This window comes from Paraburkholderia caffeinilytica (assembly GCF_046030355.1).
GTDB lineage: Bacteria > Pseudomonadota > Gammaproteobacteria > Burkholderiales > Burkholderiaceae > Paraburkholderia > Paraburkholderia caffeinilytica_B.
Window position 1 is genome coordinate 17641 of sequence record NZ_JAQQCQ010000014.1, and the last position, 14763, is coordinate 32403.

The 14763-nt window shown below is 55.1% G+C and carries 8 protein-coding genes; 4 read left to right on the forward strand and 4 right to left on the reverse strand.

The window, feature by feature from the left end:
* Nucleotides 1–374: 374 nt before the first annotated feature.
* Nucleotides 375–5063, reverse strand: coding sequence for an AAA family ATPase (locus PQQ95_RS20960; protein ID WP_408440105.1), 4689 nt, complete (start codon nt 5061–5063; stop codon nt 375–377).
* A 258-nt stretch (nt 5064–5321) separates the two neighbouring features.
* Between PQQ95_RS20960 and PQQ95_RS20965 the strand changes: the two genes are divergently transcribed.
* Nucleotides 5322–5927 (forward strand): hypothetical protein, encoded by a 606-nt coding sequence (locus PQQ95_RS20965; RefSeq protein WP_408440108.1) that lies wholly within the window; start codon nt 5322–5324, stop codon nt 5925–5927.
* A 459-nt stretch (nt 5928–6386) separates the two neighbouring features.
* The gene (locus PQQ95_RS20970) at nt 6387–7136 is read left to right on the forward strand and encodes a cytidine/deoxycytidylate deaminase family protein (RefSeq protein WP_408440110.1); all 750 of its coding nucleotides are present in this window, start codon (nt 6387–6389) and stop codon (nt 7134–7136) included.
* Between the two features lie 39 nt (nt 7137–7175).
* Here the strand turns inward: PQQ95_RS20970 and PQQ95_RS20975 are convergent, their stop codons facing one another.
* The 3 genes from PQQ95_RS20975 to PQQ95_RS20985 all read right to left on the reverse strand — a co-directional run bounded on the left by PQQ95_RS20975 (nt 7176) and on the right by PQQ95_RS20985 (nt 8870).
* Complete coding sequence (locus PQQ95_RS20975) at nt 7176–7889, reverse strand: Pycsar system effector family protein (protein ID WP_408440113.1); 714 nt, start codon at nt 7887–7889, stop codon at nt 7176–7178.
* A 95-nt stretch (nt 7890–7984) separates the two neighbouring features.
* Nucleotides 7985–8707 carry a reverse transcriptase domain-containing protein gene (locus PQQ95_RS20980; RefSeq protein WP_408440115.1) on the reverse strand — a complete coding sequence of 241 codons (723 nt, stop codon included), beginning with the start codon at nt 8705–8707 and terminating at the stop codon, nt 7985–7987.
* Between the two features lie 19 nt (nt 8708–8726).
* Nucleotides 8727–8870, reverse strand: coding sequence for a hypothetical protein (locus tag PQQ95_RS20985; RefSeq protein WP_408440118.1), 144 nt, complete (start codon nt 8868–8870; stop codon nt 8727–8729).
* 1121 nt (nt 8871–9991) lie between these two features.
* Between PQQ95_RS20985 and PQQ95_RS20990 the strand changes: the two genes are divergently transcribed.
* Entirely contained in the window at nt 9992–13951 is a 3960-nt protein-coding gene (locus PQQ95_RS20990; RefSeq protein ID WP_408440121.1) for a reverse transcriptase domain-containing protein, read from the forward strand.
* Nucleotides 13952–14078: 127 nt separating this feature from the next.
* Nucleotides 14079–14687, forward strand: a complete 609-nt coding sequence (locus tag PQQ95_RS20995) for a DUF4145 domain-containing protein (protein ID WP_408440124.1) — start codon at nt 14079–14081, stop codon at nt 14685–14687.
* The last annotated feature ends 76 nt before the right edge of the window (nt 14688–14763 follow it).

A 14763-nucleotide genomic window follows, 5' to 3' on the forward strand; every position in this document is an offset into this window, starting at 1 on the left:
ATGCAACCAGCGGCCTCGACATCAACCCAAGTCAGAGCCCCGCACCTCAGCCTCCGCAAGCCGTGAAATCCGTCCCGCTCGGAAATGGATGGCGCGACATATTAACGTCTGGAACACGATGCGCATCGATTGCAATAAAAGTCGCCGATGCCATGGTGCGCGCAACCGCGCCGACCAGACTTTACAACGCAGACACAGTAATTTGCCACAATCCCATTACCGTTCTCGCCGTAGACGCTTGACTGGGGCAGCCGTTGACCCTCGCGACTCGTCCCACCGACCTCGCAGTTTGTCCTTCCCGACGAAGCTCACGCAGGCCGCCACACGGCCCCTTCACGACTGTCGCTTTGGGACACAGGCCGCCCGGACTTTACCTAGTTGCGCTCATGTGCCTGAACTACGTCTTCGGCGCCGAACAAATCGAGTTCAAGCATCGTGTCGAGCACGTCGAGAATCCGTGTCCGACGTGTTGGATTTCTCTCTGACCCCGCGTATTCGCGGCTCAGAAGCGCTCGAACCTGCTGAAGGTCTGTCGCGCGTCTGCTCTTTCGGTCCAACTTGCGGGCATTTTTAACGACCTGCTCGGCTACCCTGACGACAATCTCGCTGACATCGCCGGTCGCCCGCTCCAATCCATACAAAAGTGAGAACGCACCGTGTTGCAACGAGGTCGACGCAATGTACGCCAGGGCCAAAGGGGCGATTCTGTGGAAGCTTACAGGCGCCACATTTCGAAACGCCTCGCTAGCGCTCTCATGAACATCTGCATCTGTAGATTCAAAAAATTCCGTTAGTTTCTTAAGTGCTCGCTCGGTCAGTTCGCCGTCTTTTATCGCATGCGTGGCGCAAGTTGCACCGAGACGAGCGTAGTCGGCACTGGTCCGCATCAATACATCGGCCTCCGTGATGTACTCGTCAAAGTAAAAGCTCGCATGAATGATGTGCCATGCTCCCAGAGCCCGCAAATCTGCCTCCTCAGAGGCCAACATTGCGTCAACAAGATAGCGCCCCGATTGGACAACGTTACGAAGCAGATATGCGACGACATGAGTCGCTTCATTGGTGGCCAGTACATGCACGCTTGAAGGGAGCAACTTTGCGCCCGAACTCGACGGTCGTTTCACCAATTCCTTCAACAATTCAGCGCTTTGATACTTATCATCCTGAATCAGCGGTTTGATGCAAGAGACGAGCACGACTCGGACACTGGCGTCTTCCTCCCGAAGGACGCGACTCTGCAGCAGGTCCCATACTTTTGGCAGCTTGCCGTTTACATGCCATTGCACCGCGCTGAGGGTACGGAGCGCTTGCCCTCGCTGCCCACTCAACGCTTCTAAGTAGAGTCGTTCGCTACGAGCCATCAACCGCTGAATTGTTATCGGGCCGTCCTTTTCCTCGGGCGTTTCTCTCTTCATATCATGCAACGTACCGTTCTCCGCATACCAGTAGAGAATCTCAAATACGTCAGCTTCGAGCGCAAACGTCGGATGTTTTTCTATTACCCCTGCGATTGCCTCTCCGAAGTGCTGCCCTGGCCGAGAATGGGCATTTCGAATCGCGTCGAGGACGAGCCGTTTGGTTGTCCGCGCCGATTGCATACTGCCCAACCTCTTCCACCGGAGCTTTCCTTGTACTCGTTTGTGTGAGGATGTTTTGTGTCGGCGACGCTGCGGACAGCGCATCCCGTAACGCCGGTTGCTCTCATCTTTAATACTGGCTGCAGCAATACCCGTCAGGATACTTTGTATATAGACTGTCGGATACTCATTCGGGATTTTTGGTACCAAGGCAGCAAAACGCGCGGGTTGTTGCTCCGCCACATGAGACAGCTGACTGGCCAGATGAAATGGAGCGGAGTCTATGGGAAGGCGTGCGTTGCTTTGTGATTTCGCACGATAAGTATCGAAGGCGTTGAGCCAATCGTCGTCCCCCATTTTCTGCACGGCCGATTGGCTGATAGGCGAGCCAACGGTGTGTACCCGCAACGCCTCCGGCTTGGAAACGGTTCTCCCGACGAACTTCCGGCGCAGTTCGTCTAGCCTTTGCCGCGCTCCAACTGAGAGGTTTTCTTCTCCGAGCATTTCGAGGACCGTCCATACTTCCTCCCCCGAGAGGCTGAGTAGGGAAAGTGCATATTGCCTCTTGTCGCCGCCCCAGTAGAAGTGCGTCGCGGCCAACGCCGAAGAAGCGGCATCAAGCTCCGGCTGATGTCCGAGAATTCTCTCCTCTACTTCCGACCATTGCGCGCTATCGAGATGAGGTCTAGTCGCATGCGCAGCATTCGCGAACGAAGCTGCTGACGCGTTGCTCCATCCTGCCTCAAACAGGCGCTTCTGTTTGAGAAGAGGCAGTAACATAACACCCAATGCGCGACCGTTAGCTGCGATTGTCTCAAGATGAAGATGAAGAATCGCGATGTGGATTGCCGGGTTCAATCGGTTCAGGTATTCGATGGCCTTCGTCACATCATCTCGGGCCAGCGTTTGAAGCGACCTTCGGAAGAGCGCTAGGAATTTATCGTCGGACAAGTACTGCTCGCCGAACTGACGGTAGTAAAAAGTCGCGTCTGACTTCCTTGAATCGAGTCGCGTGGACACGCAGTCGACCGTCCTGCGTAACGCTTCGAGTGTGGCGGACAGAAATGCATCGGGATTCCTGGTCGCCAATTTTTCCAACGCTTCGATGTCGAATCGAATTTCTCGTTCGAGAAAGGGATGGTCATCTGGATGCCGTGCAAACCAGGCGTCAAAGTACGTCTTGATGGCGAAGACAACAAAGTCAGTGTCGGTGTTACCCAAGGAGTCAAGCAACGGAGCAGACCGGTATCTGTTTTCCGCGACAAGCAAATAATCGGGTATCGCGTGTACTGCCTTTCGGCCCAGCTCCAGCAACTGTGGAGCGATGGTTGTTCCTCGCAGCGACGTGAGCCACTCGAGAAAGCGCTCAGTTCGACGTGCGTCAGCGTTCAGCCAGTCATCCAATAATTCGGCAACTTCCGCCGGTCGGGTCTGAGCTGTCTTTGTCAGAAGCCACAGGACCATGTCCAACCGCTCATCGGTACCTTCCATCAGAACTGTTTTGAAGAAGTCAGACCCGGTGAAGAACAGGTCGAACCAGCCGACGCTACCAAGCAACACAGCCCGAAATAGAGGATTTAGATATTCCGGGGAATCGTCCAGACTCAACGCTATCGTTAGCTCTTCGAAACTCGGGTCCCTTATCGAGCCTAACCATTGGGCAACAGCTAGCTTAATATGGAATCTGACCCGCGCGTTCTCCAGCAGCATCCGAATCTCGTCCAGATACCGAACGTAATCATCCTGACGAAGCACTTCCAGAATCTGACGGACCTGCGTTCTGCGGAACAGATGTTGCTCGCCCCTTAGCAGCAAATCGACAAGTGTCTCCGAGCCATTCTGAAAGTGACGCGCGAACAAGAAATCAAAGAAACTCTCGTGGAAGAAGTTTGCGTTGTTCCCGGTGATTGCAATGAGGTTTGCAGAAGCTAGGATGTCTGCAGCGCCGTCGAACTCATTGAGGGTGGACAACGGAGCCTGCAAGGTCTGGTTCTGGCTCATCCTTTGCGCGAGTCGCTGCAGTGCGGCTTCGACGCTCCATGCCGGATTCGCAATCCTCGCAATATCCCGCTTCGCTTTCTGCGTCAGTTTTCGGAACAGGTCGGTGCGACTGATAGCCAGGTCTTCGTCGCATCCGACCTCTAGAAACAATGAAAGATTCAGCGGTGAGGACAGCAGGACTTTCTGTGACGGCGAGAACCGACTAGCGGCGATACCTTTTGCTCGTAAGACTGGTTCGACATCCTTTTCCCAAACAAGCGGTGGAACATCGATACGTCGAACGATGAAGTCGTCGCCCATTGCCCTGAGGCGCTCATCGGTTTCTATATCGAACGAGCGGCACACGCAAACAACCCGTACCGAAGGAAGATGATTGGCATCGTGGACCATTCTTAAGAGATGCTGCTTAAGGTTGGGGTCGCGTCCAGAGACTTCACTCACCGCATCAATTTGGTCAATTATCAAAACAGCTGTCGAAGACTCGGAGATACGCTGTAATGTCACGACAGGGGACTCGCGTTCTCCGGTCAGGTTTTCGCCAATATCCTCTGGGCGTTGTCCCATATGGGCGTCTGCTCTGAACGCCAGATGCGTTATCTGACGCGTGCGCAACTCGTCGATAAGAAGGCGAATAACCCCGGACTTGCCACTACCTGCCGTTCCCGTCACTAGGATTGTTTTTGCTCCGCCGGGGGCCGATAGCTCCTCGGCCGCGTCCAAGGCTTCCTGACGAACTATGCGCGACGCAGCCGGAAATGTCGGATAGCTGGAAAGGTACTGATTTGTCGCTGTCGCCAGCCGCTCCTTTACCGTTGGGTCCAAATCCCAGGCCCGGATGGGAATTCCGGCGCGTGGAAGTTCGTCCCGAACGCTTTCAATTGTGAGCGTACGATTCATCCTCTGCTCCAAATAGTCACGGAGCAACGCGAATATCTCCTTGGTGTGAGCAGCGACACAGATTCGTCCGTGGGACTCTATCGCCTCCTCAATGGCCTGCTCGCTTTCTATCCGAAATGCTGACCTGCGCAGCCATTCGAGAGCCTGGTCATCGCTCACATCCCAACATTCGACCAAGTCGTTGAACGCCTTGGTCAGGACGCTGCTTAACGATGAACGGAACTGCTCGAGCGAAGATATGCGGAATGCACGTTCAGCTAGGTCCCGCAGAGTGTGCGCAGCGTCTTGCGAAACGAAGTGACACGTGTCGAAATCGGTGGTCTTAAATTTAGCCTTGAAGGACCCCAGCACCCCTTCGCTTCGTAACCGGCCGACAGTCCAGTTCCCACTAGTCGTGGAAATCTTGGCTTGATGCCACTGGGTATTACCGTCGACGACGACTGAGAACTCAAAGCCGGCAAATTCGTCACCGATACCCTCGAAGTGCAAATTAGTTGCGCGCCCGAGAATAACGTCAATCAGCTTACGAACCAACCATTTCGCTTCGTAGCGGTTACCGAGCTTGTCCGCAATTCCACCTGGTATCATTTTCTTTGGTTCTAACTTAGGTAACGAGTGAAGTCTGGGCCGGACCATCGTCCGCGAGCCGAGTGGGTAACCGGAGTTCGTCAAATATACAATGGTCTACGCGTCTTAGGTCGTGGGACGCCCCCAGGCGAGCAACCGCGGGAACGCAATACCCTCTGGCAGCAAGAAGTAAGAGTAAGTCGGCGTCGCGCGGTACCTCGCTCAAGTAAGTGCCCGGTCTGCCGTTATCGTATGCGGGGCAATCACAAAGAGAGAACAATGGCGCAGGAGTACAACGCAGAAATCGGCCGCGCGCTTGGCTGGGACTTGGCGTATCACGGCTGGGAGCCGAAAGAAGACGCACCCGCTGATGTCATTGAAGGGCGCACCGCAGGCAAAGCTCACTTTGGCGGTAAGCGCAAGCACCCGACGCGCTTTGAGCGTAAGTGGCTGCAACTGCGTCAGAACGCCCTCCGACGAGGCCGAGTCGTTCACGAGGCCGTCACTCCTGCATACATTGAGTTCATTGATTACCCGACATGCCCGGTGACGCTGGTCGAATTGACCCATGGTACCGGCGAAGATACCGACTGGTCCGTGGACCGTGTGAACAATGACGCCGCTTATGCTGACGGCAACCTCATTGTCATGAGCACGCGAGCAAACAAAGCCAAGGGAAACAAAAGTTTCCTTGAACTATCGTCGCTTGTGGCTGACGGCGAGTCGCTACCCGGTCTCTCCAATAGGGAAACGGTGCGTTTGCGCTGTTTGATGGAAGGTCCATGCGGAATCGCGGAGACTGGGGAGCGTAGGAATGTGCTCTGGACTCTATCTGCCGGGGAAGCACCCGCACCAACTATCATAGTCTTCAACATATCCTGTTGATGGCGACAAGCGTGGCCTCGTCTTCGCGCAACGTTGTCTTTCGCAAGCCGGTGGCTCTCGCGCATACCGACAGTCGCCAAAGCGCGAATCTTTTACAAGTGGCGTTCGAGAAGTTAAAAATCCGCCTCAGGACAGCCCAGTATCCGTACGACGCGTGCGGGGACGAAGATTTTCAGACGATATTGAAGCGATGGGTCGAAACTATCCCGAGCAGCCGGAAAGCAGAATTCGACACGGAGCTTGAATCGCTCACGGGCGGCCGCCTCATTTCTAATGAGACTGTTCGAAGCTGGTCGTTGGATACTAGGGGACGATACGCCGTCTGATGGCGTTGCGTCACCACTCGATGTTGGCGCTACCGCAATCATCCTTGCGTTCAAGCCGCCCGCCAGCGACAGGCGCAGACTACGACACCAATTTGGACGACGGGTCCCGGTGCGGATTGGTGAGAGCTATTGAATGAGCAACGTGATTTTCATACCGTGGATTGGCTCCAAGTACGAGGCAGAGGGGTTTCGTGGATTGCGGGTGCTTGTCGTTGCAGAGTCCCACTATGGAAACAGACGAAGCGAGCGGCCAACAGCAACGCCCGAACTCGTGAAGGCACTGGGTCAACGGCTCAAACATCCGGACGCAACTGCGCGACTGCGGAAGCATCCGCACTTTGCGCGAATCGTCACCGCGGTGAGCGGTGCAGCGAGCGCATCGGTATTCACGACGCAGGAGCGGGCGGACTTTTGGGAGCGCGTTTGCTATTACAACTTCCTTCAGGAGTTCGTGCCTGCTGCGCGCGTCGCTCCACCGGCTGAATCATGGAGCGCTGGCAAAGCGGCGTTCATTGATGTGCTCGCGACTCTGCGGCCAGATGTTGTCATTGCTTTCAGTAAGCGCCTCGGCCGAACTTTGATACCGCTGTGTGACGAGGTGCCCTTGGCAAGGGTGCGCCATCCCTCGACTGGCTTTGCCTACGTGAAGTGGAACCCGGTTATTGCGGAAGCCCTGGATGAAGCAGGTGCTCGGCGCCGTTCGTCGAATGCCGGCGTTCTCGCCTTAACTGAGAGCGCGATTTACCGGGCATGGTACGAGGCGTCGGCGAACGCGAGGCCTGCTCATGGCCCTCACCTGCCACCAGAACAGCTCGCTGATGTCCATTCTCGATGGGCTTGCGAGATGGTGGCAGCAAGGGAAGGTGCCATGACGCTTGTCTAGCCCACCCGTCTGCTAAATTAGAGCGTTCAACCTTCCCCTCTATTGTGGAGTCGTCGACAACGAACTCGAAGCGGACATCGCCTTGCCGGGATTATTCGCCAAGTTCGCAGCAATAGGTGATGAACTCGGGTCAATCCTTAGGTTTCTCAGTTGGTCGACGTTGCTCGACTCGGCGGTCGCCGATGCGACTGCCGGCTCGGAACCGGACTTCAAGGCTAGCAGGTTGGGATAGAAGGTCAGGGCAAGGGTGAGCACAATCGTCGCGAATGCTGCGGCAATGAGCGCTTTTTGAGCGCGATGAACCCAACGCGCCTTTTCACTGCTGACGCGACTCACGGAAGCGTTGGCCTGCAACAATTTCTCGAGTAGGAAATCGAGAAGCTCAGTTTCTGCGACGCAAAAGTTATCGGTTGTAGTCTTCGTTATTAAATTTTTGTACTTTGGCTCCGTCTCGGCGCCGCTGGCCGGCAGTTCCGAATCGCGCGCATACATCGCATATAGCGCCATTAGAACGCTGCACCCCAAGGTCAGCGTGATTGCAACCAACATGAATTGGGCAATAAGGCTGGGCTCACTGAGCCTGGATACAAAACCCAAGTCTGCCGCAAGTAGCGCACCCGCAATTGTCGTCGTCGCCTGGCCCTTTCGGTCGGCCGTGTCAAACACGTCGCATTGGACTTTGTATTCTTTCTCCGCCCGCTCGATTGCCGAACGGCGGGCGGAGTTGTGCAGGTCCGAGAGGTCTGTGCTCAATTTATTTCTCACCGATTTGAAATGTGCCGCCTAACGATGGGGCTGATAGCAAGTGAAACAAGCGTATGATGGACCGGACCCGGCTAATGAGGACATCAAATGAGCGATGCGAGCTGCCGAGCTTGAGCCGCATTCACCGAGCCTACATATCCGAGAATCCCCTCTTGCTGGTGCTCGTTTGTCGACGCCAGTAGGGCCTCAAGGAACTCGCGCTGCCTCTCGGCAGTGATGACCAGCGAGTTTTGGGATAGCTCGATGTTAAATGCGTTGATGGCCGGTGCCGGGCCCTCCTGCTTCGTCGGATTAAGCCGAAACCCGGATTTGTCAGCGGCTGCCTCGGCGTTGCGAAGAATGTCTTCCGCAGAAGCATCCGTGCACATCGAGATTATGATGTCGTCGACATACACGCTGACAGCGATGTCTTTGCAACGCGAAAGGTGCTTTATGTAATTCCCGAGTGCGCTTTTATGAAAGCAAAGGGCCGCCAAAATCATCGATTGCACAAATCCATAAGGCAAGATGAATCTGCGCTCGGTCATGTTAGGCCGTATGACGGTGGACGCGCTGGCAATGTCACGCGCCTCACTATAGCTGTATAGGCCCTTCAGGCATCGTGTGACCCGGGTTCGGTTGACGCTGCCAAAGAAATCCTGAATATCTAGGTGGATAAAGCTGGCGTGATGCATGTGCGCCTTGAGAGCTGCTACGTGACCACCTTTCTTCAAATGAAAGAAATAGCTAGGTGGTTTCCAGCGGCCTTGAATGTCGGATTTTATGTCTTGGCCAATTTTGACCGTTTCTTCGGTTGGGACAAACACCCACTTGCCGGGTTTTATCTCAAACTTGGACGTCCACCTTGGTTCCATACTGTTTGTAATTATTGGTCAAGTACTTGAGAGCAATCTCTGCCAGTCGAACTAATTCGATGGCGAGAGTCATGCCCGCAAGAACTAGACGCTGAGTGAAAGTAAATTTTTCCATTTCAGCTTCTCCATTCAATCCCGGCTTGTCTAGCGCAAAAACGCATGACCTACAATTAACTAGATATGACATCATGAAATACATAGATTCCGGAATGCTATATCGCGATATCACATAGTGACGGAATGGAGGATAGGCGGCCCACAATGTGCCTATCGCCGGGAACGTGCACGTTATCAAGTCTCATCGAACTGTGCAACCTAAGCGTGGCCGCTAGCCGTCAGTAGGTGCGATGGCGTCGGGAAGGCCGGCGAAACGCTTTGCGATGTGAGTGAGCGGAAACTTGCGGCAGAATACATTGTTGGCGGCGGTTGGTGTTTCCGTTGTCACTATTGCGATGCCATTTGTGGGGGAGGTACCGATGAGCGAGTCGGCGTCCGGTTTCCCAATCCAACGAACTGCCCGCAGAAGGCCCCTCGCTTCACCAATTCAGACGTCGTCCACTGCGCGCAGACTTGCGTTCGTGGGAGCAACGGCAGTTTGGGCGTTCGGAAGCGATTTCGGGTATCTGCGCGGCGTCGGCTTAGTCACGGAAGGGCGAGGATAGCGGCAATCTGAACCGGCTCCGTTCCGAGGTCACTTTCTTTCGGCCGTAATATACTTCCCGAAAATGACGGCGATGACCGAATGAGTCAACCCGCATAATCATAAGACGCGAGAGATTGAGACCATGGGCCGGAAGGCGAAAAAATCGGGTTCTGGCGCGGGCACGCTGGTTGTGGCCATTGTCATGGCCATCATATTTGCCCCGAAGGACGAGTGGACCGTGTTCCTCGTCTTTGTGCTCGGCTGCGTGCTTGTGGCTATCTTCGGCAAGAAGAAGGAACAAGGACCTGCTACCAGCAGCAACCATCCGCCTTCTGCCGTACCACACGGCCCTAGCTCAAGCTCCGCGATGCCGCCCACTCACCTCGGCCCTCGCGTTCGGTCCGATGACGGATTCTTGACTGTTTGCCGGGCGCATGCCGCGAACCGTAAATCCCGAGGGCTAGGTCGGACGCCTTTTAACTTGGGTTATCCAAGCTATCTCGCATTCCGGACTCGAACAGACCAGCGACGCAGATTCGTTCTAGTCGCCGTTTTTTAGCGTTCCTGATAACTAGGATTAACCGGGGAAGACCTTGTCGGTCATCAAAGAAGAATATCAAAGTCTCGCCCCCCAGGGCGAGTCCCTTTCAGACATTGTCGTTCTAGCGCAGGCTTGGAAGAAGTCGCACACTTATATCCGCCGCCACAACTGGTATGCAGATGTCCTCGAACTGGATAGTTCTACGGTCGACCTTGAAAGCCGGCTCGGACAATGGGCAAACGATGTCATCCAGCCATACTTTTTGCCTACCGAGCTTCTCCTCGTCCCAGCCCCGAAGAACAAGCGGTGGGAATTCAGGCGACGTCCGGGCTTCCCTGCAGCAGCCGATTTTCTAAACTTCAATCTCGACGATTTAGGCTCGGAGCCGTCTTTCGACGATTGGACCCCAAGCCCAGACGAAAAGAGCTCGCCTCTTGACCCGACCTCGCAGGAGCAAAAATTACGCCCACTGGCCCATGTGTCAATCCGCGACCAAACGCTAGCTACCGCCGTGATGATGTGCCTAGCTGAAGTTGTCGAAGGGGCGCAGGGTGACCCGAGCGAGAAGGACGTAATGAAGGCACGCGAGGCAGGTGTCGCGAGCTATGGCAACCGACTGCAGTGTCGCTGGATAGAGAAACCCGATGGCTCCAAACGAGCTCACTTTTCGTGGGGTAACAGTCGTACATACCGACAGTACTTCGACGATTACCGCAACTTTCTCGCTCGCCCCCGCCGCGTTTGCGCGGAACTATCGTCCCGGACAATAGGGCGTAAGGAGCTATTTGTTGTTTCACTCGATATCAAATCGTTCTTCGATTGCATCGACAGAACCGCGTTGCTCCGCGAACTCTTCCGGCTAGAGACCGCATACCAACTAAGTCAAGGGCTAAACACGCGCTCAACGTCGGACCAGCTTTTCTGGGACCGAACCTCCCGTATTTTCAGTTGGCGTTGGCGCGACAGTGACAATCAAGCCGCCGGGCTGATATATGAGCAGGGTGCAAAAATGCTGAAGTTGGGCCTTCCGCAAGGATTGGTCGCTTCGGGGTTCTTTGCAAATGCGTACCTCTTGGGTTTTGACGCAGACCTTCGGAAGTTTTGCAGCGATGGGTTTGAAATCGCAGAGGATACGAAGGTACTGGATTACTGTCGATATGTGGACGACCTGCGTATCGTTGTGGAAGCGCCGTCCTCGTCTAATTCCACCAAGAGCGAGCGCACGCTTCAGTTGGTCAAGGATTTTGTTAGCCGCCTTTTACGAGACCACTGCATCCGCCTAGGAGCGCCAGAGGCACTCCTGCTTTCGGACAAGAAATGCACCATTACGCCGTATCGGTCTATCTCAGCGCAGAGTAACGTGTCCACATTAATGGAGGTATTGAACGCCGAGCTAAGCGGCACGTTCGACCTTGAGTCGCTCACTCAAACCGCCGGAGGCCTAGAGGGGTTGCTGTGGATGTCAGACCAAATTGAGGATACCGGTCCTCCAAAGCTATCAAGGCTTGCTCTCGCAAGTATTGCCGTCCCTAACACTGACGTTCGAGACGACACTGTAAAACGCTTCGTCGCCACAAGACTAGCTCAACTGATGCGCCATCGGTTAGCGATGACGGACACCTCGGCGCCGTCAGAAGCAGACACGTCCCTATCCGAGGGTGTAAGCAATGGCATCGCTCTTTCGCATGAGTTCGAGCAAACTGCACGGAAACTCATAAAATGTTGGGCAGACAATCCCTCACTCGCATTACTTCTCCGATGCGGACTTGACCTTTTCCCGCATCCCAAGTTGCTCGCGCCAGTCATAGAGGCATTAACATCAAAGCTCCCAGCTACCTTGGAGTTCCTTACCGAAGAGCAAGTAAAACAGGTGCGGACGGCCGAGTATGTCGCGGCTGACTTATTGCGAGCCGGAGCCGTCGAGACAGGGTACCGCGAAGCAGAGGAATACCCCGAGTCAATTGACATCGACGGATATCGGGAAGACTTAGGTTCATTCGCACGTCGAATCCTTTTGGAATATGACAACGCTCCCTGGTACCTAGTTCAGCAGGCGCGCCTGTTTCTGTGTTCTATTGCCGACCTTTCCCTAGCTCCGAAAAGCGCCCCCCCTGGGCTGCAGGATACGTACGCTACACTTCAGCAAGCAATGCTCTATCAATCTGCCCAGTCGGCGGGATTGCTTCAAGTGCTGCCCTTCGCTCTCGTAGCACAACAATTAAACCCCAATCCACGACGGTTCGGGGTTTGGCTGACAGAGTGCCTTCGTCTGACAAAAAGCGAAGAGGAGCAAGCAAGAGCCGTAATGACCGTGGCTCTGAACCGACCAGATTTGGTTTTAGAAGCGCTCACTTCACGGGCTATCAAAACGACTGGATGGAAGAAATTCGTCCCAACCGCGCTTTTAGAAACGAGCCGCAGAGAAACCAAGCAAAGCAAGACGAAGAGTGGCGAACGTACCCTCTTGCGCTGCATGCTAGACGACGAAAATGTCTTCGGCCAAGAAAACGGGCTACTTGTCCTAGCCCGCGCGTTGCTACTCGTTCCCAATGTTCAGGAGCGCTTGTCAAGTGGCCTCAGTGCAAGCGAAATCACAGTTCTTTGCAATGATTGGTCCCGAATCCAGTCGATTCCGGAGAGTGCGGACTATCTCACCGTCCGCTTGCACAGCGCCAAGGAAATCTCGAACCCTCTATATGCAACTCCGCAATGGGTTGAAGCGGATAAAGCATGGCTTTATGGACTCGGTCGCGTCCTTCGCGCGGCATTGACGGGTGAATTCGACTTTACGAGCCGAAGATACCTCGTTACGGAAGAAGGCGGCAGGTATGCCGGTCTCCGAAGCACGTGGTTCAAGCGGCGGTTCGGCATGTTGAACTCAGGCCATGGACTACTCGACGAGCCTGCCCCCCTCTCGCCCTGGCTTTCCGGCCTCCTATCGACGTTACTTCAATGGCCAGGCGTCGAATTCAAAGCTAACGGCGCAGCGGCGGCAGCCGCCGCCAATACGCCGACCGAGTTGCTCGCTCTGATTGAGCGGAGAATAGACGAGCAGAGAGTGCTGTATGGCTCGCGCTGCAAAACACCGATGTACGTTGTACCTGTAGCGGATGGTGAGGCGCCGCTCCAAGACCGACCATTACGCATTGCAGTCGTGCAGCCGCTCCGTCCGAGACATGAGGATTTTGACGTCAAGGACCCAACGCACTGGACGCCTCGCCTGCTCAAAGAGCACCGCCGACACCTCGCCGAGGTTTGTAGGCTTGCCCAACAGCAGCTTCGCGCCTGGGCCTCGGCCCAACCCATTACCGATAAGACCGAAGAAGGACCGATAGTCGATGTCATCCTTTTCCCGGAGCTTGCAGTACACCCCGAGCACGTGGCATTGCTTCGACGGCTATCTGACAAGCTGCGGGCGAATATCTTCGCCGGTCTCACATTCATACATTCTGCGAAGGTTGGGGGTCCGATAAACCAAGGGCTCTGGCTGCTCCGAAACGAACCCCCCGGACACGGACGAAACATTCAATACGTGTGGCAAGGCAAGAAACACCCGATGAAGCTGGAGCGCCTCATGGGCGTGAGGTCCTACCGCCCACACATAACGCTTGTAGAACTTCCTATAGGTATCAAGTCGTCAACCCGGATAGCGGCGGCCATTTGCTATGACGCGACAGACTTGGACCTAGTAGCGGACCTGCGAGATAAGTCTGATGTTTTCCTTGTCGCCGCATTAAATCAAGATGTTCAGACGTTTGATAACATGGTGGCCGCTTTGCATTTTCACATGTACCAACCCGTCATCCTTGCAAACTCTGGCGAGTTCGGCGGCTCTACTGCGCAAGTGCCGCTTCCCAAGCATGAGCGCCTCGTCGCCCATGTGCATGGGAACAATCAAATAGCGGTGAGCGTCTTCGAAATCGACCCCGCCCCCTTCAAGACGACAGCGGTACCGAAAACTGTTAAGGAGCTAAAAGCACCCCCAGCTGGTTATACGGGGCGTCCCGGCTAGCGGGGGAGAATGAGCGCATGTCGCTCGCGAGGCAGCGCAAACGCAGGTCGTCTCGGCCAGACGCAGAATACTGATGTCAGGCCGTCGCAAAGAGCCATAGGGCGGCCAACGTGTCGACGGAAAACTCATGAGCATAAAGCAGATTATCGTCATCGATTGTCCGCAATGCGAAGTCCGCATAAAATCCGAGGCGACCACATGGGTTGGCGATGCAGAGGAGCATGCGTACGTCCTAGTCGAATGCCCCTCGTGTCACCAAGCTCTATTTGGCGCGACGTCCGTCTTCAGGGACGAATACGGTAACTGGGGATGGGATACCGCTGAGCGCCTATGGCCCGCCCCCGCAGTGGCCGCCCTTGGACCGTCGGTGCCGGCGGCCGCACGACGTGACGTCAGCGCAGCGCAGAAGTGTTTCAACCACGGAATTTACCCCGCAGCAGCCGTGATGTGTGGGCGTGCGCTTGAGCGACTCATCAAGGAAAAGACCGGGAAATCACAGATGCTTGCCAAGGGTCTAGCCGACCTGAAGTTGCAAGGTGTAATTGATGAACGCCTTCGTGAATGGGCTGATGCCTTGCGTGTCGAGCGGAATATCGGAGCACATGCATCCGATACCGAGACGACGAAGGAAGATGCGCAAGACATTATCGACTTTACGGTGGCAATCTTCGACTATGTCTACACGCTCGCAGAAAAATACGACAAGTACCTACGCCGTAAGTCACCTAACGAATAATCGGGCAGTCGTGCCGCAAGCGTGCGTGCCTTGACGGCACATCGCAAACGGATGACCACAACAGTAAAAAAGACAC

What these genes read in the sequence shown, in the direction of transcription:
- PQQ95_RS20960 (WP_408440105.1), bottom strand. Translation starts at nt 5,063, where the DNA reads ATGATACCAGGTGGAATTGCGGACAAGCTCGGTAACCGCTACGAAGCG.
- PQQ95_RS20965 (WP_408440108.1), top strand. Translation starts at nt 5,322, where the DNA reads ATGGCGCAGGAGTACAACGCAGAAATCGGCCGCGCGCTTGGCTGGGAC.
- PQQ95_RS20970 (WP_408440110.1), top strand. Translation starts at nt 6,387, where the DNA reads ATGAGCAACGTGATTTTCATACCGTGGATTGGCTCCAAGTACGAGGCA.
- PQQ95_RS20985 (WP_408440118.1), bottom strand. Translation starts at nt 8,870, where the DNA reads ATGGAAAAATTTACTTTCACTCAGCGTCTAGTTCTTGCGGGCATGACT.
- PQQ95_RS20995 (WP_408440124.1), top strand. Translation starts at nt 14,079, where the DNA reads ATGAGCATAAAGCAGATTATCGTCATCGATTGTCCGCAATGCGAAGTC.